25 protein-coding genes are annotated in these 25,793 nt (G+C 69.1%); 16 read left to right on the forward strand and 9 right to left on the reverse strand.

What is annotated here, in order from left to right; all coding sequences use genetic code 11:
• Positions 1-70 precede the first annotated feature (70 nt).
• A complete protein-coding gene (locus LQ772_RS11045) occupies positions 71-1,681 on the forward strand; it encodes a tetratricopeptide repeat-containing sulfotransferase family protein (protein ID WP_231320839.1) in 1,611 nt (536 codons plus the stop codon).
• A 79-nt stretch (positions 1,682-1,760) separates the two neighbouring features.
• On the forward strand, positions 1,761-2,543 hold the full coding sequence (locus LQ772_RS11050) for a dioxygenase family protein (protein ID WP_231320841.1): 783 nt from the start codon (positions 1,761-1,763) through the stop codon (positions 2,541-2,543).
• A gap of 4 nt (positions 2,544-2,547) precedes the next feature.
• On the opposite strand, the gene LQ772_RS11055 is transcribed toward LQ772_RS11050, so the two are convergent.
• Together LQ772_RS11055 and LQ772_RS11060 are read right to left on the reverse strand one after the other, a co-directional pair.
• A complete protein-coding gene (locus LQ772_RS11055) occupies positions 2,548-2,886 on the reverse strand; it encodes a cupredoxin domain-containing protein (RefSeq protein ID WP_231320843.1) in 339 nt (112 codons plus the stop codon).
• On the reverse strand, positions 2,883-3,821 hold the full coding sequence (locus LQ772_RS11060) for a metallophosphoesterase family protein (RefSeq protein ID WP_231320845.1): 939 nt from the start codon (positions 3,819-3,821) through the stop codon (positions 2,883-2,885). Before LQ772_RS11060 ends, LQ772_RS11055 begins: the two co-directional genes overlap by 4 nt.
• Before the next feature lie 151 nt (positions 3,822-3,972).
• On the opposite strand from LQ772_RS11060, the gene LQ772_RS11065 reads away from it, so the two are divergent.
• Positions 3,973-4,542, forward strand: coding sequence for a sigma-70 family RNA polymerase sigma factor (locus LQ772_RS11065; RefSeq protein WP_231320847.1), 570 nt, complete (start codon positions 3,973-3,975; stop codon positions 4,540-4,542).
• Positions 4,529-5,299, forward strand: a complete 771-nt coding sequence (locus LQ772_RS11070) for an anti-sigma factor family protein (RefSeq protein WP_231320848.1) — start codon at positions 4,529-4,531, stop codon at positions 5,297-5,299. Before LQ772_RS11065 ends, LQ772_RS11070 begins: the two co-directional genes overlap by 14 nt.
• Positions 5,300-5,304: 5 nt before the next feature.
• Here the strand turns inward: LQ772_RS11070 and LQ772_RS11075 are convergent, their stop codons facing one another.
• Together LQ772_RS11075 and ypfJ are read right to left on the reverse strand one after the other, a co-directional pair.
• Positions 5,305-5,691, reverse strand: a complete 387-nt coding sequence (locus LQ772_RS11075; RefSeq protein WP_231320849.1) for a YkgJ family cysteine cluster protein — start codon at positions 5,689-5,691, stop codon at positions 5,305-5,307.
• 239 nt (positions 5,692-5,930) lie between these two features.
• Entirely contained in the window at positions 5,931-6,797 is an 867-nt protein-coding gene (gene ypfJ, locus LQ772_RS11080) for a KPN_02809 family neutral zinc metallopeptidase (RefSeq protein WP_231320850.1), read from the reverse strand.
• A gap of 114 nt (positions 6,798-6,911) precedes the next feature.
• Between ypfJ and LQ772_RS11085 the strand changes: the two genes are divergently transcribed.
• From LQ772_RS11085 to LQ772_RS11105, 5 genes are all read left to right on the forward strand, one after another.
• A complete protein-coding gene (locus LQ772_RS11085) occupies positions 6,912-7,307 on the forward strand; it encodes an MAPEG family protein (RefSeq protein WP_231320851.1) in 396 nt (131 codons plus the stop codon).
• A gap of 95 nt (positions 7,308-7,402) precedes the next feature.
• Positions 7,403-8,200, forward strand: a complete 798-nt coding sequence (locus tag LQ772_RS11090; protein ID WP_231320852.1) for a CPBP family intramembrane glutamic endopeptidase — start codon at positions 7,403-7,405, stop codon at positions 8,198-8,200.
• Positions 8,201-8,308: 108 nt separating this feature from the next.
• Positions 8,309-8,914, forward strand: a complete 606-nt coding sequence (locus tag LQ772_RS11095; RefSeq protein ID WP_231320853.1) for a hypothetical protein — start codon at positions 8,309-8,311, stop codon at positions 8,912-8,914.
• 21 nt (positions 8,915-8,935) lie between these two features.
• Positions 8,936-10,375: a phospholipase effector Tle1 domain-containing protein gene (locus tag LQ772_RS11100; protein WP_231320854.1), complete on the forward strand. Its 1,440-nt coding sequence runs from the start codon at positions 8,936-8,938 to the stop codon at positions 10,373-10,375.
• Between the two features lie 19 nt (positions 10,376-10,394).
• Positions 10,395-10,967: a hypothetical protein gene (locus LQ772_RS11105; RefSeq protein WP_231320856.1), complete on the forward strand. Its 573-nt coding sequence runs from the start codon at positions 10,395-10,397 to the stop codon at positions 10,965-10,967.
• Between the two features lie 232 nt (positions 10,968-11,199).
• Here the strand turns inward: LQ772_RS11105 and LQ772_RS11110 are convergent, their stop codons facing one another.
• Positions 11,200-11,772: a Maf family protein gene (locus tag LQ772_RS11110; protein WP_231320858.1), complete on the reverse strand. Its 573-nt coding sequence runs from the start codon at positions 11,770-11,772 to the stop codon at positions 11,200-11,202.
• A gap of 164 nt (positions 11,773-11,936) precedes the next feature.
• Here LQ772_RS11110 and LQ772_RS11115 point away from each other — a divergent pair, with 164 nt between their 5' ends.
• Positions 11,937-13,436 carry a GGDEF domain-containing protein gene (locus LQ772_RS11115; RefSeq protein WP_231320859.1) on the forward strand — a complete coding sequence of 500 codons (1,500 nt, stop codon included), beginning with the start codon at positions 11,937-11,939 and terminating at the stop codon, positions 13,434-13,436.
• Here LQ772_RS11115 and LQ772_RS11120 read toward each other — a convergent pair.
• The 3 genes from LQ772_RS11120 to LQ772_RS11130 all read right to left on the reverse strand — a co-directional run bounded on the left by LQ772_RS11120 (position 13,426) and on the right by LQ772_RS11130 (position 17,561).
• Complete coding sequence (locus LQ772_RS11120) at positions 13,426-13,875, reverse strand: GNAT family N-acetyltransferase (RefSeq protein ID WP_231320861.1); 450 nt, start codon at positions 13,873-13,875, stop codon at positions 13,426-13,428. The genes LQ772_RS11115 and LQ772_RS11120 overlap by 11 nt on opposite strands.
• 387 nt (positions 13,876-14,262) lie before the next feature.
• On the reverse strand, positions 14,263-15,858 hold the full coding sequence (locus LQ772_RS11125; RefSeq protein ID WP_231320863.1) for a GMC family oxidoreductase: 1,596 nt from the start codon (positions 15,856-15,858) through the stop codon (positions 14,263-14,265).
• A gap of 2 nt (positions 15,859-15,860) precedes the next feature.
• Complete coding sequence (locus tag LQ772_RS11130; protein ID WP_231320864.1) at positions 15,861-17,561, reverse strand: AsmA family protein; 1,701 nt, start codon at positions 17,559-17,561, stop codon at positions 15,861-15,863.
• A gap of 201 nt (positions 17,562-17,762) precedes the next feature.
• On the opposite strand from LQ772_RS11130, the gene LQ772_RS11135 reads away from it, so the two are divergent.
• The 4 genes from LQ772_RS11135 to LQ772_RS11150 all read left to right on the forward strand — a co-directional run bounded on the left by LQ772_RS11135 (position 17,763) and on the right by LQ772_RS11150 (position 22,312).
• Positions 17,763-19,178, forward strand: coding sequence for an MBOAT family O-acyltransferase (locus tag LQ772_RS11135; RefSeq protein WP_231320865.1), 1,416 nt, complete (start codon positions 17,763-17,765; stop codon positions 19,176-19,178).
• Positions 19,153-20,325 carry a hypothetical protein gene (locus LQ772_RS11140; RefSeq protein WP_231320866.1) on the forward strand — a complete coding sequence of 391 codons (1,173 nt, stop codon included), beginning with the start codon at positions 19,153-19,155 and terminating at the stop codon, positions 20,323-20,325. The genes LQ772_RS11135 and LQ772_RS11140 overlap by 26 nt, the downstream gene beginning before the upstream one ends.
• Before the next feature lie 437 nt (positions 20,326-20,762).
• Positions 20,763-21,083 carry a hypothetical protein gene (locus LQ772_RS11145; protein WP_231320867.1) on the forward strand — a complete coding sequence of 107 codons (321 nt, stop codon included), beginning with the start codon at positions 20,763-20,765 and terminating at the stop codon, positions 21,081-21,083.
• Between the two features lie 122 nt (positions 21,084-21,205).
• Entirely contained in the window at positions 21,206-22,312 is a 1,107-nt protein-coding gene (locus tag LQ772_RS11150; RefSeq protein WP_231320868.1) for a DUF1615 domain-containing protein, read from the forward strand.
• Between the two features lie 116 nt (positions 22,313-22,428).
• On the opposite strand, the gene LQ772_RS11155 is transcribed toward LQ772_RS11150, so the two are convergent.
• Entirely contained in the window at positions 22,429-23,709 is a 1,281-nt protein-coding gene (locus tag LQ772_RS11155) for a DUF763 domain-containing protein (RefSeq protein ID WP_231320869.1), read from the reverse strand.
• Between the two features lie 169 nt (positions 23,710-23,878).
• Between LQ772_RS11155 and LQ772_RS11160 the strand changes: the two genes are divergently transcribed.
• Both LQ772_RS11160 and murU read left to right on the forward strand, forming a co-directional pair.
• The gene (locus LQ772_RS11160; RefSeq protein ID WP_231320870.1) at positions 23,879-24,973 is read left to right on the forward strand and encodes an aminoglycoside phosphotransferase family protein; all 1,095 of its coding nucleotides are present in this window, start codon (positions 23,879-23,881) and stop codon (positions 24,971-24,973) included.
• A complete protein-coding gene (gene murU, locus LQ772_RS11165) occupies positions 24,970-25,692 on the forward strand; it encodes an N-acetylmuramate alpha-1-phosphate uridylyltransferase MurU (protein ID WP_231320872.1) in 723 nt (240 codons plus the stop codon). The genes LQ772_RS11160 and murU overlap by 4 nt, the downstream gene beginning before the upstream one ends.
• Positions 25,693-25,793 lie beyond the last annotated feature (101 nt).

Below are 25,793 nucleotides of genomic sequence, written 5' to 3' on the forward strand. Positions count from 1 at the left end.
CGCATCGAGCGCTTGCGCAGCAAGCGAAGCTAGCCGGGTACCATCGCCCTTCCACCCGGCGAGATTCCCGATGTCTGCTTCCTGGCCCCGTCCCGAGCGTCCGACCGACATGGCCACGCGTGTTGCCGGCCTGTCGCCGGGGCAGCGCCAGCAGCTCGAGGCGGCGGCGCGGGCGATCCGCGATGGCGCGCTGGCGCCCGCGCAACAGATGCTCGGCGCCGTGCTGGCGGGCGCACCGGAACATCCCGAGGCCCTGCGCATGCTCGGCATCCTGCATACCCGTGCCCGGCAATACGACGCCGCGCGCGAGGTGCTTGGCGCGGTGCTGCGGCAGTGGCCGGACGATCCCCTGGCGCTCACCGACCTTGGCAACGCCGAGCAGGCGGCCGGCGACGTCGAGGCGGCGCTCGCGCACTGGCGGCAGGTCTGCGCACTGGCGCCTGACTATCCGATGGGCTGGTTCAACCTGGGCCGTAACCTGCAGGTGCTGGGCTACACCGAGCCGGCGGTGGAGGCGCTGGAGCGCGCCTGCTCGCTGGAGGCGACTCTGCTCCCCGCCCACGTGCTGCTTGGCGATGCGCTCGTGCACCTGGGCCGTTTCGGGGAAGCCGACCAGCGCTACCGGGCGGCGCTCGCGCTGCACCCTTCCTGCGGGGATGCCTGGCGAGGGCTCGCCAACATCAAGACGCAGCCGCTTTCGGACGACGACCGGGCCCGGCTCGCCGCAATGCTCGAACGCACCGACGTGGCCGAACCCGATCGCATCGCCATGGGTTTTGCACTCGGCAAGGCCAACGAAGACCAGGGTCGATACGAGGAGGCGTTCGCCGCCCTGGGCGACGCCAACGCGCGCCAGCGTCGACTGGCCCCGTGGCAGGCCGGCGGTTTCCATGCGTTCGTGGAATCGGTGGTCGCCGCCGGCGCGAAGCTGCCGGCGCCGGTCGACTCGGTGCAGGGCAAAGAGGCGATCTTCATCGTCGGCCTGCCGCGCTCGGGCTCCACGCTTTTCGAACAGATCCTCGCCGCGCACCCGATGGTGGAGGGCGCCAGCGAACTGCCGGACCTGGGCGAGGTGTTGGTGGAAGAGTCCAGCCGCCGCGGCCAGCCGTTTCCGCGGTGGGTACCATCCGCCACGGCACAGGACTGGCAGCGCTTGGGCCAGCGCTACCTCGAGCGCACCGCACGATGGCGCCGGCAGCGTCCTCGCTTCACCGACAAGCTGCCGGAGAACTGGCTTTACGCCGGCGTGCTCGGCGCGATGCTGCCGGGCGCACGCATCGTCGACGTGCGACGCGACGCGCTGGAGGCCGGCTGGTCGTGCTTCAAGCAGCAGTTCTACCGGTTGCCGCACTTCGCGTGCACGTTGACCGACATCGCCGCTTACGTGCGGGACTACGAGGCGGCGCTGGATCGGTGGCAGGCCACGGCGCCGGAGCGCATCCGCACCCAGCGCTACGAGGCGTTGCTGGCCGATCCGGAGGGCGAGATCCGCGCCTTGCTCGACTTCTGCGGCCTGCCGTTCGACGCGGCATGCCTGGACTTCCACCGCGCCATGCGCGCCATCCGCACGCCCAGCGCCGCGCAGGTCCGCCAGCCGCTCAACCGCGACACCGCACGCGCCGGGCACTATGGCCGCCTGCTCGATCCGCTGCGCCTGGGGTTGGGCCGACCGCTGGCGTAACGGCCGCTTGCGGGCGCAGGTTTCGCCCCGATTATCCGAAGGACATCGCCCGCGAATGGGCCCAAAAGGTTCCGGGAACATGACCACCCTGCCCAGCCTCTACATCTCCCACGGCTCGCCGATGACCGCGCTGCAGCCGGGGCCGGTGCGCGAGCGCCTGGCCGAATTGGCCGCCGAGCTGCCGCGCCCGCAGGCGATCGTGATCGCTACCGCCCACTGGCTGAGCGACGGCCCTCAGGTGGGTGGCGCGGCGCAGCCCGAAACGGTGCACGACTTCTTCGGCTTTCCCGCCGAGCTCTATCAGATCCACTACCCCGCTCCGGGCGCCCCGGCACTGGCCGATCGGGTCCTGGAGATGCTCTCGCAGGCCGGCCTTGACGCCCGCCTCGACCCGCAACATGGGCTGGACCACGGCGCCTGGGTGCCATTGCGCCTGCTCTATCCCGCCGCCGACATACCGGTCGTGCCGATCTCGATCCAGCCCGGACGCGATCCGGCCCACCACCTTGCGGTCGGCCGCGCACTGGCATCGTTGCGCGACGAAGGCGTGCTGGTGATCGGCTCGGGCAGCATTACCCACAACCTGGGCGACCTGCGCATGGGCTACGGCGCGGAGCGCGAGGCGCCGTACGTGCGCCCGTTCATCGCCTGGGTGGAAGAGCGCCTGGCCGCCGGCGACGTCGATGCACTGCTCGATTACCGCCGCCAGGCGCCCTTCGCCCAGCGCGCCCATCCGACCGACGAACACCTGCTGCCGCTGTTCGTGGCACTCGGCGCCGCGGGCGCGCAACCGCGCGCGCAGCGCATCGAGGCCGGTATCGACTACGGCATCCTGGCGATGGACATCTACCGCTTCGGCTGAGGCGCTACTGCACCACCACCGTGCCGACCATCATCGGATGGATGGCGCAGTAGTAGGTGTAGGTGCCGGCCCTGGCGAAGGTGACCGCGTAGCTGTCGTCCGTGTCCAGCGCCGCGGAGGATTTGAACGCTCCGCCTGCGCTGGTGACGGTGTGCGGTTCCTCGTCCAGGTTGGTCCACACCACGCGCGTGCCCGCGTGGATGGTGAGCGCTTTCGGGCCGAACGCGAAATTTCGTATCTCCACTTTCACGGTCGTCGACTGCGTTGCACCGGCGGACGCCGGCAGAAAGCCCGACGCCAGGGCGACGGCGAACGCACCGAGCAGAGGCCACCGACCGCTCACGGCAACACCTCCTCGGTAACGGCAAGCGCCTGGCGCCCGCGCACGTGCCGCACCTCGCGCACACCGATGTAGCTGTGCAACCGGCCGGGCGGCACGTCCTTCAATGGGCCGGGCCCCGCTCCCACGCCGGGCGGCGGCTGCGGGTACGCCGTGGAGCGCGCGGTGTGGAACGTGATCGTGCCCTCGACCTTCTGCTGGATCTGGTGGATGTGCCCGTTGAGCACGCTGACCGAGCCGAACCGGCGCAGGTAGCCCATCGCCTGCGCACTGTCGTCGGTGCCCCAGCCCCACTGCGGGTACAGCGGCCACATCGGCATGTGCGCGAACACGACCACCGGTGTCTCCGCTGACAGCGGCGCCAGATCCTTCTTCAGCCAGGCCAGCTGGTCAGGTCCCAGGTACCCGAGCCCGCCCGCCTTCAGGTTGAGCACGTTGACCAGGCCGACGAAGTGCACGCCCCGATGGTCGAAGCTGTACCAGCCACCGGGCTGCTGGTGCTGGCCGAAACGGCGGAAGAACTCCGCGCCGTTGTCGCCGATCACGTCGTGCTCGCCCGGCGCGTAGAACACCTGGCGCGCACGGCGCTCGCCCATCACGCCGGCCAGCGTCTCGAACTCCTCGGGGCGGGACAGGTGGGTGAGATCGCCGGTATGGATCAGGAAATCCGGCCGCCGCGGCTGCGCATCGACCAGCGCCAGCGAGGCGCGCAGCGAGCCCACCACGTCGGGGTTGGGCGCCTTGTGGAAGCCGATGTGGGAGTCGCTGACCTGGACGAAACTGAAGCTGGCATCCGGATCCGGCCGGGCGCCGGCGTCGAGCGTGCGCGCCTGCAGCACGCCGCCCTTCATCAGCCACAGGGTGCCGGTACCGGCCCAGGCCATGCACTTGAGGAAATGGCGCCGGTCGATCGGCGCGTCGTCGCGGGGGTCATTCATGTCGGGGGCTCCGGTGGAGCGCATGCCGGATGGCGCGCGCAGGACGCGAGGGCAATCCGCGCGTTCCTTCCTGCGTTACCGCGTGGACAGGCCGCCTATTCCGGCCCTCGCGCGACGGGAATAAAGTCGCCGCGAGCGAGGTAACTACCTTATGTCCGCCGATTCGTTCGCCGCCGCGCCCACCGATGCCGTCACCATGGCGCGCTTCGAAGCCGTGGTATTGCCGTGGTTCGACGCGGCGTACAACCTGGCCCGCTGGCTGGTGCGCAACGACGCCGACGCCCAGGACGTCGTGCAGGAATCGCTGCTGCGCGCGTTGCGTTATTTCGGCAGCTTTCGCGGCGGCGACGCGCGCGTCTGGCTGCTCGCGATCGTGCGCAACACCTGCTACACGCTGCATGCCAGGCACGCACCCGAAAGCCAGCGCGAGAGTCTGGACGACGAGGTCCTGGCGCTGCCCGACGAGGGACCTTCGCCGGAGGCACGCACTCTGCTGGCGGTGGACATCGGGTCGCTGCAGCAGGCGCTCGAACGCCTGCCGCCACCGCTGCGCGAGGTGATCGTGCTGCGCGAACTGGAGGAGTGTTCCTACAAGGAGATCGCGGCGGTCACCGGACAGAAGATCGGCACCGTGATGTCCCGGCTGGCGCGGGCGCGCGAACGGCTCCGCGCCGACCTCTCCCCACCCTCGACGGAGGCAGGCCGCCATGACGTGCGATGAAACCCGGCTGCTGCTGCATGCCTACCTGGACGACGAACTGGACGCGGCGCAAAGCGCGTCGTTGCTGGCACACCTGGGTGCCTGCAACGCCTGCGCCGCCCGTTATGCGGACCACGCCCAGCTGCGCACGGCACTGGCGCAGCCGGCCCTGTACCGTCGCGCGCCGGATGCGCTGCGCGCACGGTGGCGAGCGACTGCTCCTGTCGCCGCACCGGCCTCGACCACGGCCAGGCCGCGACGGGGCCCGCTCGCGTTTGCACTGGCCGCGGGCTTTGCCGGCGCGCTGCTGCTCACCAGCCCTGCCTGGATCGGCAGCCTGCGCGCTCCCGGCACGGCGGACGACGCCCTGGTCGCGCAGGCCGTTTCCGGCCACCTGCGTTCCCTGCAGCCACAGCATCTGATGGACGTGGCATCCACCGACCGGCATACGGTCAAGCCATGGTTCGAGGGCCGCCTGGATTTCTCGCCCGAAGTGAAGGACCTGGCCGGCCAGGGCTTCCCGCTGGCGGGCGGCCGCCTGGACGTGGTCGGCGGACGCACGGTCGCGGCCCTGGTCTACCGGCGGCACCTGCACGTCATCAACGTTTTCCAGTGGCCGGGCGAGGCCGCTGCCGACCCGCAGCCGTATCGCCAGCACGGCTACACGGCCATCGAGTGGAGCGGCGGCGGTATGCGGTACGTGGCCGTGTCGGACCTCAACGAGGCGGAACTGCGGCAGTTCGTGCGCGAGTACCGCGAGGGTGCGCCGCTGCGCTGAGGCCTTCAGGCGCTCTGCGGCAACGGCGGCGCGCTGTCGCCACCGGAATCCAGCCAGTCTTCCGGCGTCAGCGGGCGCAGGCCGTGGGCGATGCGGCCCTTGTCGCACTGCAGGCTGTGCCGGCCGAACTCCCACGATGGCTCGACCTCCCGGCACACCGACGGCTTGATCGGATGGATGCCGCAATAGGCCGCCTCGCCGATGGTTCCCTTCAGCGCCACGCAGCGCGGCTGTTTGGACTGCGTACCCCGCATCACGACGCGGTGCGGATCCAGCTTTTCGGTGAGTTCGACCGGCACCGTGCCGCCCAGGAAGGGATCGGTTTCGGACCAGTGGAAAGCGATGCGGAAGAAGGCGCAGCAGGCGCCGCAACTCAGGCAGGGATGGGCCATGGACCGAACGGGAAGGCGCACCCCCTGGCGCGCAGCGCGCGGATTCTAGGGCGTGGCGAGGTCCGGCGAAAGATGCGGATGCCGGCAAAAAACGCTTTGCCGGCAGCCGTTTAGCGCGGGTTGGGTTTCGGCGGGGAGGCCCTTCGACTTCTACGATCAGGGTGAACCGCAATTCCGAACCGTTCCCCAGATGCCGAAAGAGCCGAAGTCAGAGGGCCGACATGCCGCGGCAACCCGAATCAGATATCTCCGGAGAACGTGTCGCAACGGGAGACCTGCCCGCTCTCCAGTCCCGCCTTGAACCACTTCACCCGCTGCGCCGAAGTGCCGTGGGTGAACGAGTCGGGCACCACCGTCCCCTGGGTCTCGCGCTGCAAGGTGTCGTCGCCGATCTTGCTGGCGGCGTTCAACGCCTCCTCGACATCCCCTGCCTGCAGCCAGTGCAACCGCTGTTCGCTGCGGTTGGCCCACACCCCCGCAAAGCAGTCGGCCTGCAGCTCCTGGCGCACCGAAAGACCGTTGGCGCCCTCCATCGGCGCGCCCCGTTCGCGCGCCTGTTGCACTTGATCGAACACGCCCAGCAGCTTCTGGACATGGTGGCCGACCTCGTGCGCGATCACGTATGCGCGTGCGAAGTCGCCGGCCGCGCCAAAGCGATCCTGCAGTTCCCGGAAAAACGACAGATCGAGGTAGACCTTCTGATCACCCGGGCAGTAGAACGGACCCACCGCGGTGGAAGCCAGGCCACAGGCGGTGCGCACGCCGCCGCTGAACAGGTCCAGTGTCGGATCCACGTACTGGCGCCCGTTGGCGGCAAAGATGTCGCCCCAGGTCTTCTCGGTCGACCCCAGGATCGCGCTGACGAAGTCGCGTTGCTGCGGGTCGACCTGGGCCGGCTCGCTGACCTGGCTCGTGGCCGGGCCGGCCTGACCGCCTTGATCGAGCAGCGCCGTCGGGTCCTTGAAGAACACCCAGCCCAGGATGGCCAGCACGATCAGGCCGCCGATGCCCATCCCGCGGCCGCCACCGAAGCCGAAACCACCGCCGCCACCCCGCCCGCTGTCGACTTCCACGTTCCGGCTACGCTCGCCCTTCTGCCAGTCCATGCCGTCCGCCTCGCCATGCGCCGCAGCGCGGTCAGGGTACACTACCCGCCGGCACGTCTCCCGCGCGTGGACGTTGCCGCTACAGTAGGCCACCGTTCAACTGCGCAGCCCTCCATGAAAGAAAACCTGCCCGCCCTGGTCACCCTGCTCGCCGTCCTGCTGATGTTCGGCACCGCCTTCGCGGTGGGCCGTGCACGCGGCCGTTACCAGGTCCACGCGCCGGCGACTAGCGGCCACCCAGCCTTCGAGCGGGCGTTCCGCGTGCAGATGAACACGCTCGAGGCCGCGCTGCTGTTCCTGCCCACGCTGTGGCTGGCTGCGCACTACGGCTTCGCATTCTGGGCGGGAGTCGCTGGCCTAGTCTGGCTGGCCGCGCGGACCTGGTACGCGCTGGCCTACCTGCAGGAGGCAGCCAGGCGTGGCGGCGGCTTCGTACTCGGCATGGCCGCATGGGCGGCGACGCTGCTCATGGCGTTGAGCGGCCTGGGTCGCGCGTTGCTGGCCGGTTGAACGGTCCGCAGGATTGCGCCGTGCCCCGCCCCACGGCTAGCGTGGGCGACCGGGCCGCGTCCGTCCGTCCATTTCCCGCAGGTTGTTTCCGGCCGATGCCCTCCCGCCCGCTCCACCCCTCGCTGCACGATGCGCGATTGCCTCACCTGGGCAGCGCGATCGGCATGATCGTTCTCTATTTCGCGCTGCAGTTCCTCGCCAGCGGCCTGGTCGGGGTCGGACTGGGTTTCGCGCTGGGCGTCTCCGGCGCGCCGGCGGCCGGCATGGCCGCGCGCATCAAGGCGGTGCTGGCTCAGCCGGATACCAATGCGTTGATGGTGATCCTGACGCTGCTGCTGGCTGCCAGCGTGACCATCGTGCTGGTGCGAAGGCTTTGGCCCGCGGCCTGGTCGCATGGCGCGCCGCCCGGCCTTGGCCTGACGCGCCCGGGTCGTCCGCTGTTCTACCTGGCGGCGGTGCTGCTAGGCCTCGCCCTGCCGATCGCCGGTGGCTGGCTGACCCGCTGGGTGGCGCACGGCCACCAGGTCACCCAGGACGTCAAGCAGATCGGCGGCGCCGCCTCGCTGTTGCTGCGCCTGCCGCTGGCGCTGGTGGTGGTCAGCCTCGGCCCGCTGGTCGAGGAACTGCTCTTCCGCGGCGCCCTGCTCTCGGCGCTGTTGCGGCGGATGCATGCCGGCTGGGCGATCGCGATCAGCTCCCTGCTGTTCGCCTGCGTGCACCTGCCGGACCTGGGCTTCCTCTGGTACGCCGTTCCCAACTTGGCCCTGCTGGCCGCGGCGCTGGCCTGGCTGCGGCTGCGATCGGGCTCGTTATGGCCCGCGGTGGTCGCGCATGGCGTGAACAACCTGCTGGCGGTGGTCGCCTGGTTCGTGGCGTCCTCGGGCATCCACTAGGGAATCGGCGATCCCCGTCCCGCTTGTAGGGGATCGTCCATTGCGGTCTCGCGCCGGCATCGCCTAGATTCGACCTTCCCTTTCCCGCATCGAGCAGGACGCCCGATCATGCGACACGCCCGCCTTGCCTTCCGCGCCTTGCTGATTCTTATCGCACTGACAGGATGTCTATCTGCCATGGCACTTCCTTCCGATACCTCGATCAAGCACTTGGGATCCAATCGTTTCCCGTTGACGTTCAAACGGCACGATTTCGCCGCCTATTGCTACAACACCGTCGGATGCGAAGTGATTTACGCCAACAACAATTTCACTCGACTTTATTCAGGGGAAGTGGTCGCGTCACCACCGCCCTCCCCCGACTATCGAAAGAAATGGAGCCCGGCCGGTTACTTGGCAATACAAAACTTTCCGCCACCGGCCCAAGTCCGCTGGAAATCGCTGGATGGAACCCTTCATGAAACCGTGGTCGATATCGGCTTTATCTTCAAAGACGAACTAGTCCGCTATTCGGTCCCAAACGACGAGATTGCGGACGGCGCCTTCCCGCAGCCTGGGCCAGCTCTCGAGCCAAGCATCTATCTTGAGGTCAATGACCGGACTGTGAGCGTCTTCATGAGAGCCTTCATTCCAACTAAGGCACAGCAGATCCCGGGAAACAAGTACAGCGACGCGAGAACGGATCTGATCTTGGTTTGGTCACGCACGTTCTAAACAACCGATCAGAGGCCAAGGATGGGCGACGAGCAAATTTTGGACGCCGATGGCGGGCCAAAAGAAAATGTGACCTTCTACGTTCCTTGTGACAGCGACATGCAGCTGTATCGGGATGCAAGCCAAAAACTATCCCGTTTCAAGGCGCCGGTACTGCTTCATGAAGTCAACGTCCATGAGCATCTATATGTAGCAGCATTTGACGGCACTGGAAACGACAAGTTTAAAGATCCCGAACACGCAACTAACGTGGCGGAGATAGATAGGCAGATCAGAGCTTTGGAGCGCGGCAGCCAAGGCCGAGTTTCGAGCGGCTATTTGCCCGGCCCAGGCACGCAGGACCGTTGGACATCGCGCATTCTCGACGGCGCTATCGGCTACACCCATGAGGCGCGCGTCGAGGCCATGTACCAACAGTTCATCTGGCGCGCATGGCAGTGGCTTCAGGAAGATCCTAAGGCCGAAATTCGCGTAGCTGACGTTGGCTTCAGCCGTGGCGCAGAAGAAACCGCGAGCTTCGCCCGCCTCGTACAGGAACGAGGCATCCAGAACCCGAGCGGGGCCGTCTACACCTACGACTCCCACGGCAACATCACCCACGTCGAATACACCAAACCGCCCTTGGTCGAGCCAGGCAAGGTGGCCCAGGTCGTCGGGTTGTTCGACGCGGTGGGCACGGGGGCTCCGGTGAACGACTACGACCGGCGGTTGCCGCCGTCGGTGATCTCGGGCGTGCAGATCTTTTCCAAGGACGAACACCGCGGCCTGTTCAAGTCCGACCACATCATCGATCCGGGCCTGACGCCCGACGGGCGCTTTCTCGGCGTCCTGGTGCCGGGCGCGCACTCGGACGTCGGTGGAGGCTACCTGCGCAATGGCCTGTCCATCCGCAGCGGCAACCTGATGGTCGATTACCTCAATGCGCTGAGCGACCGTCCGTTCCTCGAAAAGTCGCCCGAGCCGATCGACCCCCGCCTCAACGTCGTGCACCGCTCGACCGAGGGCCTGTGGCTTTACCGGGTGTGGGACAAGATCGACCGGCTCAAGCCGGAGGGGTACAACACTCTGGAAGCACCTCGTCACCATCACCACGGTCATCGCGTGATGGGCGATCCCTACAACGCCGAACCCCGCAACGAGGCCCTGAGCGGCGAGTTCGATTTTCGCGCCGTGGCGATCAGTCCCGTGCCGGGCGCTGCCCCGGAAACCGCGGGGGAGCCTGCCAAGGCCGTCGCTGCGGATCCGGTCGACGCGATGGTCGAGCGGCTCTACCAGGCCGCCCTCAAACGGGACGCTGGCGCGATGGACGCCGTGGCGAGCGATTATCTGCAATCACCGCAAGGGACCGCCTGGTGGCGCGAGATCCAGCAATACAGCCAGGCGATGCAGGTCCCGGATCCAGCGCTCGCCTATCAGGGACAGGCGGCGGAGCCGGCGATGACGGCCGGCATGCAGCGCTGACCCAACCCGAGGAGATGCCATGGACGGCGGCACTATCGACGACGTGAAACAACTGCTGGTCAAGCTCGCGGTCATCGCAGAGCAGCTCGACACGCGCAGCCGCGGTGCCCTGCAGCGCATCGATACCAGCGCTACGGCGCTCGATCGCAGCGCGCAACGCTGGACGGAAGGCGGCGAGGATTTTTCCCGCAAGGCGTTGGAAACCATCGGCGCGCAGGCGCGCGACAGCATTGCCGGCGCCACCCGCCAGGCGCTGGCCCCGCTGGACGCGCAGTTGCGCCACGCCGCCGAAGCGGCGAAATGGGCGGCAGACGCGCTGGCCGAACAACGCAAGCTGCTCACCCAGGCGCAGCAGTCACTGGTCCGCAGGGGTCTGCTCGCCCTGCTGGTGGGATCGGTGCTTGCGGCAGGCGGCAGCGGCTACCTGGCCTGGCGCAACATGCACAGCGCCGCTCTCGGTGATGATGTGCTGGAGGCCGTGCGCTCGGGTGCACTCGTACGTTGCCCGGACAGCCAGTCGCTGTGCGTAAGGATAGGTACCCGGCCGCACCGCAGCGGGGGCCGGGGCGAATACCTGGTGGTCCAGCCGTAGCCTGGCGAAGGCGGGCATAACGGGAATGCCACGCGCCCCAGGCGCCCTCTGTCATCGAACGCGCGCCCGAAGGATCGAAGGCAGCCAGAACCGTCCGCCGCTTTTGGATGGAGGCTCGGATGGGTCGGGCGAGGGAAATCCCCACCTCCGCGCCAATCTTTCCACTCAAGGAGATCAGCGACCGCGCCGCGCGGTCCCAACAGCGACAAACCGTGGCCGGAGAGGAGCGGGATCAGCCCGGCAAGACGCCGAAGCCACGCAACAGGCGCGCCGTCTCGAACAGCGGCAACCCCATCACTCCGGAGTAGCTCCCCTCCAGATGTTCCACCAGCGCGGCACCGCGCCCCTGGATCGCGTAGCCGCCCGCCTTGCCGAACGGCTCCCCCGTGGCGACATACGTGGCGATGGCCGCCTCGTCCAGCGGTGCGAAACGCACCTTCGAGATGCAGAGCTCGCGGCGCGCCTGCTGCGCATCCACGCCCCATACCGCCGAGATCACCGCGTGGGTCCGGCCCGATAAGCGACGCAACATCGCGGCAGCCTGCGCCGCGTCCGACGGCTTGCCGAACACCTCGCCCTCCAGCACGACCTCGGTATCCGAACCGACCACCAGCGCGCCCGCGACATTCGCCACCAGGGCAAGCCCGGCCTTCGCCTTGTCGCGGGCGACCCGGCCGACGTACTGCTCCGGCGACTCGTCCCTCGCGCGTATCTCGGGTACGTCCACGTCCAGCGTGGTGTAGGCAACGCTGAGTTGCTGCAGCAGCTCGCGGCGGCGGGGGGATTGCGAGGCGAGATAAAGCATGGCGTGTCGGGACGAGGCGAAGAAACCAGCATAACGGCATCCGCTCCTGCGCTTACCGCGACACAGTCGGCACTGCGACCGTGGCAGCGTTGTGCGGCGACCCCGCCCGCTTCCACAATCGGGCCTCCCTGCTCCCCGGCAGCGCGGCTACCACCGAGGGCTTCGTGAAACTTCAGAGCTGGACGCCCAGGATCTACGCGCCGCTCCTGCTCGGCCATCTCGGCGTGCTGTTGTTCGTCGGCGAGCGCTGGATCCTGGCGTCCAGCTACGCGTTCGTGCTGGCGATTCTGGCGTTCACCGTGATCCTGTGCTGGCGCCGGCTGCACCTGAGCGTCAACCACAACACGCCACTGTGGGGTCTGCTGCTCGGCGCGCTGCTGGCGCAATTGGCCGCCTTCGCACTGTTGCTGGTCGATGCCCTGCATCACCCCCAGGGCACGCTGGTGGCGTTCGATCCCACGTTCTACTTCTGCCTTGGAAGCTTCTGGCTGATCGCCGCGGCGGCCTACAACCCGCTGACCCCGGTGCGTCGGTGGACGACCGCCATCGACGGCGTGCTGGCGTGCGCCATCGTGGCGCTGTTCTACCTGATGTTGGTCCGATTGCTCGCCGCCGGCCAGCCGGCGCAGGCCACGGGCCGTTACGTCATGTGGATGTTCGACGGCATGGGGTTGTTCGTGGCGCTGTTCGCCACGCTTCGCTTCGTCGCCACGCGGCGCGCGGACGAACGGCGCTTCCATTTCGTGCTGGCCGCCTTCGCCTGGGTAGATGCGATCCTGCCGGCGATCCACAGCCGCTTCATTCTGGCAAGCGAATCGTGGCTGCCGGAGTGGCTGCTGGGATGGCCCTTCGTGATGCTGGGGCTACTGCTCAGCCGCCGCCGAACGGTGTGGCTGCGCGGCTACCGGCCGACGCCGCGCACCCGCCAGGTGGCGGCCAGCATCGCCCCGTTGATGCTGAGTCTGGCGCTGTGCCTGCTCGGCTTCGCCCAGCTCGGCGCGGACCGGCCGCTGGCGATGGGCGCGCTGATCCTGGCCGTCGCCGCCTACGGCGTGCGGACCACCGTGCTGCTGGGTTACCACCAGGCGGTGGAGGACGAACTGCGCAGCCTGCGCCGCAACCTGCACCACAAGAGCGTCCGCGACGAGCTGACCGGCCTGCTCAACCGCGCCGGTTTCCGGCAGGTACTTCGACGCTCGTGGCAGGAAGCGGTGCGTGCGCGGCGGGCGTTCGGGATCGCCGTGGTGGACGTGGACAACTTCAAGTCCTTCAACGACACCTACGGTCACCTCGCCGGGGACGACTGCCTGTCGCTGGTCGCCCACACGCTGCGCCAGGAGGCCGGCATGCAGCCGGGCGTGGTGGCGGCGCGCTACGGCGGCGAGGAGTTCGTGATCCTTCTGAGCGACCTGGACATCGACCGCGCCGAAGCGGTCGTGCAACGGTTGCGGCTGCGCGTGGAAGCGCTGCAGGTTCGCCACATCAACTCGGCCCACGGCGCGGTCACGATCAGCGCCGGCGTGGCCGTGATGGCCGCGGGCACCATGCTGGCCAGCGAAAAACTGCTGCGCGCCGCCGACGAGGCACTGTTCGCGGCCAAGCGCGGGGGACGCAACCAGGTCCGCCGCGCGGCCGTCGTGGCGGCGCCGCCGGCTAAAGCGTGAGCGTGTACTCGCAGAACTGGCGATCGCGCTCCCAGCCCAGCGATTCGTACAGCGCCTGCGCGGGCGCATTGTCGAGCGCGGTCGACAAGGACAGGCTGGCCGCGCCCAGTGCACGCGCATGCGCCGCCGCTTCCCGCAGCAATGCTGCCGCCACGCCCTGCCGGCGCGCCCGGGCCGCCACGAACATGTCGTTGAGCAGATAGGTCCGCACCATCCGCACCGAGGAAAACAGCGGATAGAGCTGGGTAAAGCCCAGCCCGGCGCCCTCGGCGTCCAGCGCCAGCAGGATCACCGATTGATGGTGCGCGAAGCGCGCGCCGAGGAAGGCGCGTGCGCCTTCGAGGTCGGACGGCTTGCCGTAGAACTGCCGGTAGCCGTCGAACAACGGCGCCAGCGTGTCGAGGTCATGGACGGTAGCCTGGCGAACCTGGACGGTCATGGCAGTTCCGGAGAAGGTGGAAGTGCGACCGTATCGACCTGATGGCGGCCGCACAAGCCTGCCTCGTGGCTTGGCGCTACCCACGCGTTTCCGGGGCCTGAAGCGGACGTGCCGGTACCGCGGCTGGCGTCGGCATTCCGCATCGGCCGGACCGGCCCATGAGCTGCCCTCCCTGCCAACCTTCCTAGCTCGCGGCCTGGCCCGCGGAGGGCACATGCCATCAGGGGAATGAGGAACCGCGCCCACTGTAGGACCGCCCTTGGGCGCGCGACCGCGGGGCACGTGCGCAAGCCGATGCGGTAACTCGGGTGATGGCCGTCTCGGCGTCCAAATGGCGGTCGCGCCGAGGGCGCTCCTACAGGAGATCGCGCCGGGGCGCCCGGTCTGCTATGGGTTATCGGCCAGCACGAACCGCGCGGCCATCTCGCCGATCATCGCCGAGGGGGCTTCGGTGTTGCCACTGATCAACGTGGGCATGATCGAGGCGTCGGCGACGCGCAGCCCTTGGATGCCGCGCACGCGCAGCTGCGGATCGACCACCGCCCCCTCATCGGCGCCCATGCGGCAGGTGCCCACCGGGTGATAGATGGTATCGGCGTGTGCGCGGATCAGCGCGCGCAGGCCCTCGTCATCCTCGCTGCCGGTGCCGTACAACAGCCGCCCGCCGAACGCCGCCAGCGCCGGCGCCGCCAGGATGCGCCGGACGATGCGCGCCCCCTCGACCAGCAGCTCCGTGTCTTGCGGCGCCGAGAGAAAATCCGGATCGATCAGCGGTGCGGCCGCCACATCCGCACGCGCCAGGCGCACGCGTCCCCGGCTCGACGGTCGCAACACGCAGACATGCAGCGCCATGCCAGTGGACAGGTGCATGCGGCGGTTGTGGTCGTCGACCATGCCGATGCAGAAATGCAGCTGCAGGTCCGGTCGCGTGACCTCGGGCCGGCTGCGGATGAACCCCCCGGCCTCGGCCGCGTTGCTGGTCAGCATGCCCTCGCCCCGCCGGCGGTAGGCGCCGCCACTGGCGACCATCCGTGCAAGAGTCGTTGGGTTCATCCCGAACAGGCCTTCGGCGCGAACACGCAGGTTGGCGGTGTAGTCGATGTGGTCCTGCAGACGGCCGCCCACGTCGGGCGCGTCCTGCAGCACCGGGATGCCGAGCTCGCGAAGGTGCGCTCCCGGCCCGATGCCGGAAAGCATCAGCAACTGCGGCGAGCCGATCGCGCCGCCGCAGAGGATCACCTCGCGCCGCGCAAGCAGTCGCCTCCCTCCGACGAGCACCCCGCGCGCGCGATGCCCCTCGAACAGGATGCGCTGCACCGGCCGCCCGGCCAGCACGCGCAGGTTCGGCCGCGCCTTGCCGTCGCCGAGGTATGCACGTCCGGCGTCGATCCGGCGGCCGTCGCGCTGGTACACCTGGTATAGGCCAACGCCCTCCTGGCGCGGGCCGTTGAAGTCGTCGTTGCGCGGGTAACCGCACTGCACCGCCGCCTCCACGAACGCACGGCTCATCGGGCTGGGCGAGCGAAGGTCGCTCACCGGCAGCGGCCCGCCGACGCCGTGCCACGCATCGGCGCCGCGCTGGTTGTCCTCGATGTCGCGGAACACCGGCAGCACGTCGTCCCAGGCCCATCCGGCACAGCCGAGCGCGGCCCAGCCGTCGTAATCCTCGGGCTGGCCGCGGGTGCAGATCATCGCGTTGATCAGGCTGCTGCCGCCGACTCCGCGCCCGCGCGGCACGTAACCGCGACGTCCGTCCAGGTGCGCCTGCGGCACCGTCTCGTAGGCGTAGTTGTGCCGGCTACGAAAAGGCACGAGCGCGGCGATGCCCATCGGCACGCGGCTCAGCCATGAAGGCGTGGCCGGTCCGGTCTCGACCAGGAATACCGTGGGCCGACCGGGTGCATCGGCCAGCCGCGCGGCGACCGCGCAGCCGGCCGGGCCGGCGCCGACCACGATGAAATCGGCGCTCTCCCGGTCGCTCATGCTCAATGCCCCGAGGTCGGCTGCTTGGGCTTGAGCGCGTTCTGCAGCAGGTTGTTGAGCGCGTCCTCGGTGCTGGCGGGCTGCGTCGCCGCCGGCTGCGTGCCCTTGCCGCGCGCGCCGGCCTCCAGCAGGCCGACCGCCGCCTTGGGATCGAGCTTGAAGCTGGGTGCGCTGGCCGTGCCACCCACACGCACGCCTACGCCGTTGGTGCTCATGCCCTTGATCAGGCCGCCGAGCGCGCCGCCGGCTTTCGATCCGCCCAGCAGGCCGGCAAGGCCCTGGCCCGCCTGTCCCGCGCCGGTTACGCCCTGGTCGAGCTTGACCAGCATGCGGAAATCGAGCGCGCCGTCGGCGGCCATGCGGCCCTTGCCGGTGAAGCTACCGAGCTGGGCGATCTGCGCCTTGGCCGGGTCGGCGTCGATGCCCTTGGGCGAGATGGTCAGCATGGCCTCGGCATGGCGGATCACGGTGTCCTTCGGCGCGCTGATGCCGGCCAGCGCCAGTGCGCCACCGAGCTTGTCGCCGAGGCTGTAGCCGGCCAGCCGCGTGCCGTCGAGCGAGACCGGTCCGTGGATGACCAGCGCATCGAGCGGCCCGCGCACGCCGAGGTCCATGCTGGCGGTGCCGCCGGCCAGTCGCGAATCCTTCGGCAGGATCACGCCGAACACCGGCAACAGCGGCTGCAGGTCATCGATCGGCTGGCGCTGGCCCTTCACCTTCAGGTCCATGCGCATCACCGCGGGGCGATTGTCGAAGCTGCCGCCGATGGACAGGCGCGCCGCGCCCGCGTGCAGCGTGGTGTTGGCGATCTGGCCGGTACCGGCAGCCAGCCGGTAGTTGGCCTGGTAGTCGATGCGCAGCGGTTGCGGCGAAGGCGAGCCGGACGCGACCAGTTGCAGCTTGCGTGCATCGATGCGTCCCTTCGAGCGCAGCACGCCCTTGGCGGAAGCGATGTGCGTGTCCAGGTCGAGCACGCCGCCCACGCCGCTGCCGCGCGCCATCAGGCCGGCACCGATGAGGTCCAGATCACGCATGACCAGATGCGCGTCGACCGGGGTCGACACGGCGTTGCCGGACTGCCAAGGACCGAGCCTGCCGTCCAGCGCCAGGGTGCCGCCGCCGGCAACGTCGGCTTTCAGTTCGAACGGGAAGGCCGCCTGCGTGCCGACGTGATCCGCACCCAGGTGCACGTGGTCGTACACCTTGCGGTCGCCGGCCATGCGCGTGAGTTCGATGCGGCCATCGTCGATGCGCAGCCGGTCGACCGTGAGTCCGGCCGGAGCGCTGGCTCCGGCGCCTTCGGACGGCGCCGGACCGCCGCCGAGTCCCGCGAAGTTCCAGTCGCCCTTGCGGTTTTGCAGCAGGCGCACCACCGGCTGCTCGAGCGTCAGCGAGGTGACGTGCAGCTCGCGGTGGATCAACAGCGGCCACAGCTCCACGCCCAGGTCCAGCGAACGCGCGCTGACAAATGGCTGCTTGCCGAACGCCGGGTCATCACCGATGCGGATCTCGTTCGCCTCGAGCGAGCCAGTCCACAACGCCAAGTGCAGCTTGCCGATGCTCACCTCGCGACCCAGCGCCTTGCCCAACGAGGCCTGGATCTGCGGGCGGAAGTGGTTGGCGTCCACCAGCAGCAGCGCGGCGGCGCCGAGCACGACAAGCGCAATCACGACGGCAAATACACCGATGAGCAGGCGCTTCATGGGGTTTTCTCCGCGGAATCGACGGCAACGCGGCCGGCCTCGGGATACTAGCGCGGCTAACACGGTTGAGCCCGCCGCAATGCCCGGACCGTGCGCCGCGCCACGCTAGGCCGGTCTCGCGCGGCCGTAACGCACCGGCGCTTGCATCGGGCACCGCCTGATGCTAGACCACGCCGGCTGCTGCGCCCCGGGCCCAATGCGATGGTATTCAACTCGCTCGCCTTCATCGCGTTCTTCGCCGTGGTCCTGGCGCTGCACGCCATACCCTTCCGCTGGACGACCAAGAAGATCAATCTGCTGGTCGCCAGTTATCTGTTCTACGCCGCGTGGAACCCGCCGTTCGTCATCCTGCTCTGGATCTCCACGGTGGTCGACTGGTTTGCAGCCCAGCAACTGGTGCGCGCACAGCGGCCGCTGGTGCGCCGGGCCTGGATGCTGCTGTCGGTAGTGGCCAACCTGGGGATGCTCGGCTACTTCAAGTACGGCCATTTCCTGCTGGAGAACTTCAGCGCGGCGATGGCGGCGATTGGCGTTCACTACGTGCCGCCGACCTGGGACATCGTGCTGCCGGTGGGCATTTCCTTTTACACCTTCGCCACGCTGTCCTACACGCTGGACGTGTACCTGCACCGCGCCGTGCCGGCCAACCGGTTCCTGGACTACGCCCTGTTCGTGACATTCTTCCCGCACCTGGTCGCCGGGCCGATCATGCGCCCGACCGAGCTGGTGCCGCAGTTCGAGCAACCGCACAAGGCCAGCGCCGACCAGCTGCGCTTCGGGCTGGTGTTGATGACGCTGGGGTTGTTCCAGAAGATCGTGCTCGCCGACAGCTTCCTGGCGGGCGTAGCCGAGGCGATCTACGACACCGACCAGGCGCCCGGCACGCTGGATGCCTGGATCGGCACGCTGGCCTTCAGCGGCCAGATCTTCTGCGACTTCGCCGGCTACTCCACTACCGCGATCGGCGCGGCGATGTGCCTGGGCTTCGCCATGCCGGACAACTTCCGCTTCCCGTACGCGGCGATCGGCTTCTCGGACTTCTGGCGGCGCTGGCACATCACCCTGTCGTCCTGGCTGCGCGACTACCTCTATATCCCGCTGGGAGGCAACCGCCACGGCGCGGCGCGCACCTACCTGGCTCTGATGGCGACCATGCTGTTGGGGGGTCTCTGGCACGGCGCGAGCTGGACCTTCGTCGTGTGGGGCGGCCTGCACGGCCTGTACCTGTCGGGCGAGCGTGCGCTGCGCACGCACTTCGCCGGCTACCGGCCCGGGCCGGGCATGCTGCTGGCCCTTGGCCTGCTCACCTACGTGTTGATCAACGTGACCTGGGTGTTCTTCCGCGCGCACAGCTTCGGCAAGGCGTGGGACGTGCTGCGGGGCATGGCCGGCGGCAACGGGGCCGCCACGCCGATCCTGCCGATGGTGTCGCTGGTGACTACGGCACTGATCGTCGGCGGGCTCGTATTCGCGCACTGGCTGATGCGCAGGCACACGCTCGAATCCATGCTGCAGCGCGCACCCGCCGTGGCGTTGTCGACCGGGCTGGGCGTGATGGTGTTCGCCATCGTGATCGCACAGGGCACAGGCAATGCCTTCATCTATTTCCAGTTCTGACGAAACGTCCAGCGCGCAACCGCTGCGCGCCGGCTTCGTGCGGCTGACGGCAGCCGATCGTCCCGGCGTCGCGCAACCGGTGCCCGTGCGAGACATTCCCGTGCAGCCGTGGCGCTGGATCTGGATCGGTGCGGCGGTGCTCGCATTGCTGCTCACCGGCGCATGGGAGTGGCAATGGCGCGCCTTCGGCGTCACCCCGGGCTATCGCAACAGCAACGGCGAATGGGCCATGCAGCGGCGGCGCATCGACCAGGGCGAAGGCGGCAAGACCGTGCTGATCGGCTCCTCGCGCGTGCTGTTCGACGTGCAGTTGACGCAGTGGCAGCGATTGACCGGCGAACGGCCGATCCAGCTGGCGATGGAAGGCACCTCGCCGCTGCCGATGCTCGAAGACCTGGCCGCCGATCCGAACTTCAAGGGCCGGCTGGTGGTCGGCGTCGCGCCATTGCTCTTCTTCACCGGCTACGCCTACCGCGGCGACGTGGTGCCCTATACGCACAAGCAGACGCCGTCGCAAAAAATCGGCAACTGGCTGTCGATGCACCTGATCGAGCCCTGGCTTGCCTTCGACGACCCCGATTTCGCCCTGGCCACGGTGGTCAAGCGCCAGGCCTGGCCGGCGCGCGACGGTACCCACCCGTACATCGCCGTGCGCAAGCTCGCGGACACGGGCGCCGACCGCGACACCCACATGTGGACCAAGCTGCAGACCGACGCCGGCTACCGCGCACTGGCCCGACGCATCTGGGCGCAGCAGTTCCACCGTCCGCCACCGCCGAACATGGACACGCCGGCCAAGCAGCGCAGCATGGTCGATGAACAGATCCGCCGCGCAGTGGTGGCGGTCGCCACGCTGCGCGCCCGTGGCGTGCAGGTGGTATTCGTGCGCCCGCCGAGCATCGGTCCGTTCCATGCATTCGAGGAAAAGGTGCTGCCGCGCGCACAGACCTGGGACGTGCTGCTCAGGCGCACGGGCGCGCCGGGCATCCATTTCGAGGATCATCCGCAGTTGCGCGGCTACGAGCAGCCGGAGTGGTCGCACATCGCGGCCACCGATGCCCGCCGGTTCACCACGGCACTGGTGCCGCTGGTCGAGGGCCAGCTCGCCCCCGCCCCACCGGCCCGGCTGGCGTCGACGAAGCCGTAGTTCCGCGCAGGCACGCGACGGACCTCTTCATCACGGATCATTGAGCCTGCAAAGGCACCCAGGCGGTTAGCGTTGGCGACTCCTGCCCTGCCGGAGTCCGCCATGCGCCCGCTTCTGCGCGTCGATGACCGCGCGTTCCGGTTGCGCGAGCACCTTCGTGGCGCGGCGCCTGCTGGGCCGCGACTGAGCAACGGCGGCGTGCGCCGGTGGGTTGCCTTCCCGTTCCGCGTGCTTCGTGCACCGCCTCGGCATCGCTACGCCGTCGACGGCTCGCAGGACGAGCTGGGGCGCCGGCGCCGGGCTGGTCGTGCAGATCGCAGGCATGGCATCGATGATCACCCTCATGCGTGGCCGTCGCTGAACCGGCCGCGGCCCGCGCACTGGCCTTTCCATCCGGCGCGTAGTCGAATGCCCGGCAGTCTCCACCGGAGTTACAGGTGATCAAGGACATCGACCGACTGAACCGCCATCTCGATCGCTTCGAGCGTCGGTTGCCGCGCTGGATCGCGTCGCCCCTGCGCTGGCTGCGCGCGCCCTCGTCGCGCTGGGTGCGCATCCCGGTGGGCCTGCTGCTTATCGTCGCCGGCTTTTTCAGTTTCCTGCCGCTGCTCGGGCTGTGGATGCTGCCGTTGGGTGTGCTGCTGCTCGCCCAGGACCTGCCGTTCCTGCGCCGGCCCACGCGCTGGTCGTTGATCCTGCTGGAACGCCAATGGCTGCGCTGGAAGCGGCGCCGGCGCCAGGCCCGGCGGTCGTCGTAACCTTCGTAGGCTCAGCCCACCGTAATCCGCGGCAGGCCCCCCGGGCGGGCTGAAACCCATCCTGCGAAGCCCTGACTCGGGCTTCAGTCGCCATTGGCGAGCGCTACGGCACCCTATTACGGATGCGTATCCGAACGGCCACCCGTCCCGTCGTCCTGCTCGCGCTGCTGGCCCTGGCCGCCGGCTGCGCGCGTCCGCGCGTGGAAGCGCCGCAGCGCCGACCCGACGAGGTGCGCGCGCAGATCGTGCGCCTGTTGCCCGGAGACACCGCGGACCGCGCGGGTTGGGCCAACGACATGTACGCGGCGTTCTCCGCGCTGGACATCCCGCCGACCGACAGCAACCTCTGCGCCGCGCTCGCCGTCGCCGCGCAGGAATCGAACTATCACGCCGAACCGGTGGTGCCGGGCCTGGGCTCCATCGCGCGCAAGGAGATCGACCGCCGCGCCGCGCAGCACCACGTCCCGCAGTTTCTGGTGCGCGCCGCGCTGGCGCTGAAGTCGCCGGACGGCAAGCGCTACGGCGACCGCCTGGCCAGCGTGCGCACCGAACGCGAACTGAGCCGCCTGTACGAGGACTTCATCGGCATGGTGCCGCTGGGTCGCCGCCTGCTGGGCGACGACAACCCGGTGCACACCGGCGGCCCGATGCAGGTGAGCGTCGCCTTCGCCGAGGAATACGCCGACGACCACACCTATCCCTATCCGGTCGATGGCTCGATCCGCCACGAGGTATTCAGCCGCCGCGGTGGCCTGTACTTCGGCATCGCCCATCTGCTCGCCTACCCGGTCGACTACCGGCAGATGCTCTACCGCTTCGCCGATTACAACGCGGGCTGGTACGCCAGCCGCAACGCGGCGTTCCAGAACGCGCTGAGCGAGGTCACCGGCATTGCGCTGGACTTCGACGGCGACCTGATCCGCTACGACGGTGGCCTGGGCGCCACCGAACGCGCCGCCCGCACACTTGCCAGGCGCCTGGACCTCGAACCGGGCGAGATCCACGACGCACTGGCCGAAGGCGAAGGCCCCGATTTCGTGCGCACCGCCCTGTACACGCGCGTGTTCGAACTTGCCGACGCCGGTGCGCGCAAGCCGTTGCCACGCGAGATGTTGCCGCGCATCCGACTGGAAAGCCCCAAGATCACCCGCAAGCTCACCACCGCCTGGTTCGCCAAACGCGTCGACGGGCGCTATCAGCGCTGCCTGGCGCAGGCCCCGCGTGGCTGAGCCGCCCAAACCGATCGCCTGAAGCGCGTCGGCCGCGACCCGCAAGTCGCTTCAGCCCACCGGCCCGATCGCCAAAAGGTACCGGAGGCGCCGGGGGAGGCCTGCCCTCCGCCTCGCTATGAGGCCTTCTTCTGCCCGATCGGACCGGTTGCCGGCGGCTCCCAACCGAACACGCTGCGACCGCCGTACTCGTGCGAGCGAAGGCGCTCCCCGGCGATGTACTGCTCCACCGACGGTCCCCTGGCGTGCCGCTCCAGCCGACGCGCCTGCTCGTCGAGCCGCCTGAGCGCGGCCAGTTGTTCGTCCCGGCCGAGCCTGGCGTTCTCCACCGCCGACTTCAGCACGCCGATGGTGTGGTCGTAGACACGCGTGGGCACCGGGAACGGGTGGCGGTCCTTGCCGCCGTGCGCCAGCGAGAAGCGCGCCGGGTCGCTGAAGCGGCACGGGGCGCCGTGGACCACTTCGGCCACCATCGCCAGCGCGCGTACCGTGCGCGCACCCACGCCGGGCACCTGCAGCAGATCGGTGAAATCGCGCGGGCCGTTTTCCGCCGCGGCGGCGAGCGCGCCGTGCAGGCGGCGCGTCACGACGTCGCTGCCGCGCACGTCGTGGTGGTCGGGCATCATCAGGTGCGGCAGCAGGCCGAGTTGCAGCGGCCCGTCGGACGGCGACTGCACGGGTGCGGCCTTGCCCTCGATCTGCGCCATCTCGCGCGCGATGCCGTCCGGACCGAGCGTCCGCAGCAGTTCGATCTGCGCCAGGCGCGAGGCATGCGCGCGGTGGTCGGCCAGGTTCACGATGCGTCCCTGCCCCGGCCCGTCGACCGCCGCGTGCGGATCATCCACGAAGCTCTTGAGGTTCTCCGACAGCCAGTGGTAACGGCGTGCCTGCCGGCGCTCGCCGTTCATGCCCTGCTGCACGACGACCCACTGGCCGTCGTCGGTGACCACGAAGCCGTGCAGGTAGAGGTCGAAGCCGTCCTGCACCGCGGCGCTGTCCACCTTGGCCACCAGCCGGCTCGCGCCCGCCAGCGCAGCGCCGTCGAAGCCGACCTTCTCGCCGATGGCCACCAGCTCGCCCGGCGTGGCGCGCGAGTGTTTGCCGCGCCCGCCGCAGACGTGGATGCCCAGCTCGCCCGACAGCGGCGCGAGACCACGCTTGAGCGCGCCGATCACGCTGGTGGTGATGCCGGAGGAATGCCAGTCCATGCCCATCACCGCGCCGAAGGACTGGAACCAGAACGGGTGCGCCAACCGCCGCAGGAACTCGTCGCGTCCGTACTCGCGCACGATCGCCTCGGCCGTCAGCGCGCCCAGCCGCGTCATGCGGTCCGCCAGCCAGCGCGGCACGCGCCCGCCATGCAGCGGCAGGTCGGCGCTTCCGGATCGTCGGGTCATCGCGGCTCCAGCGAAAATACGGTCAGGCAGGGTGCAAAACCCAAGGTATCGAGTATCGCAAACGGCTGTCTCACCGGATGAACCTCCGCCAGCCGGCGTCGGCGCAAGCGGATGGACCGCGTGCGCGCCGGCTCGCTAAGCTGATGCGATGCCCGCGACCGACCCGCCCATGACCCCCTCCGACCGCGCCGCCGCCCGACTTGCCTGGGCCCGCGCCACGCTGCACGACGACACGCTGACCCTGGCGCCGGCTTCGTCCGACGCCAGCTTCCGCAGCTACTGGCGTACGCAGGGCGAGGGCAGCTGGATCGTCATGGACTCGCCGCCGGCGCTGGAAGATCCCGCGCCCTGGCTGGCCATCGGCCAGCGCCTGCGCGACGCCGGCCTGCACGCGCCAGTGGTGCTCGCGCACGACCTGGCGCAGGGCTTCCTGGTGATCGAGGACTTTGGCCGGCAGGACTACCTATCGTGCCTGAACCCGGACACGGCCGACGCGCTCTACGCCCAGGCGATGGACGCGCTGCTGCGCATCCAGGCCAACGTCGACGGCTCCGACCTGCCGCCCTACAACCATGCCTTCCTGCAGCGCGAACTCGAACTGATGCCCGAGTGGTTCCTGCAACGCCACCTGGGGTACACGCCCGCGTGCGAGGAATGGGACGTGATCGAGCAGGCCTTCACCGTGCTTCTGCACAACGCCGCCGAGCAGCCGCGCGTGTTCGTGCACCGCGATTTCCACAGCCGCAACCTGATGCGGTTGGAGAGCAGCCGTTCCGGCCCCTTCCGCATGCCCTGCCTGACGCCCTTCGTCGCGCCCTACCAGCCCGCAGGCGCGGAAGCCCTGCCGCGACTGCGCAACCCCGGCATCATCGACTTCCAGGGCGCGCTGCACGGCCCGCTCGCCTACGACCTGGCCTCGCTGCTGCGCGATTGCTACATCGCCTGGGACGAAACCCGCGTGGCGCAGTGGGTCGAGCAATACCGCCAGCGCGCGCAGCAGGCGGGCCTGCTCGACGCCACGGTCGACCGCGAGCGTTTCCAGCGCTGGTTCGACCTGATCGGCCTGCAGCGCCACATCAAGGTGCTCGGCATCTTCTGCCGGCTCTGGTACCGCGACGGCAAGCGCGGTTACCTCGCCGACCTGCCGCGCGTGCTCGGCTACGTGCTCACCGTCGCGCGTCGCTATCCCGAGCTGGCCGACCTGGCGGCGCTGATCGAACGCTGCGTGGGCGAGCGCGACATCACCGCACCGGCCTCCGCATGAGGCACGCGCTGATCTTCGCCGCGGGCCTGGGCGAGCGCATGCGGCCGCTCACCGACCGCACCGCCAAGCCCCTGCTCGAAGCTGGTGGCAAGCCGCTGGTCGCCTGGCATCTGGAAAAGCTCGCCGCCGCCGGCGTGCACTATGTCGTCATCAACACCTCGTACCTGGCCGAACAATTTTCCGACGTGCTCGGCGACGGCAGCCGCTGGGGCCTGCGCATCCGCTATGCCTACGAAGGCCCGACGCCGCTGGAAACCGGTGGCGGCATGCTCAACGCGCTGTCGCTGCTGGGCGAGGCGCCCTTCATCGCGGTCAACGGCGACATCCACAGCGACCTCGACTACGCATGCCTGCCGGCCGAACCCCAGGGCGACGCGCACCTGGTGATGGTGGACAACCCGGCACACCACCCGGAGGGCGATTTCCTGCTCGACGCGCACGGCCTGCTGCACGCCCAGGGCGCGCCACGGCTGACCTTCAGCGGCATCGGCGTCTATCGGCGCGAACTGCTGCAGCACTGGCGCCGGGTGATCGGCGACACGCCCGGCGTCGACGCCAACCCGCCGCGATTCAAGCTCGCGCCGTTGCTGCGCGCGGCCATGGCCGACGGACGCGTGCACGGCGTACATCATCACGGCGCATGGACCGACGTGGGCACGCCCGAGCGCCTGGCCGAGCTCGACAGGCACCTGCGCCAACGGCCAGCTACCGCCACCTGACTGGCGCGACCGGTGTCGGCGCACGCCTACACGCTGCCGCATTAAGCTCCGGCATCGCCCTGCCCCGCGCGGCGCCGGACAAGACTGCGCCCCGCTGGCAC

The organism is Frateuria edaphi, from assembly GCF_021117405.1.
GTDB lineage: Bacteria > Pseudomonadota > Gammaproteobacteria > Xanthomonadales > Rhodanobacteraceae > Frateuria_A > Frateuria_A edaphi.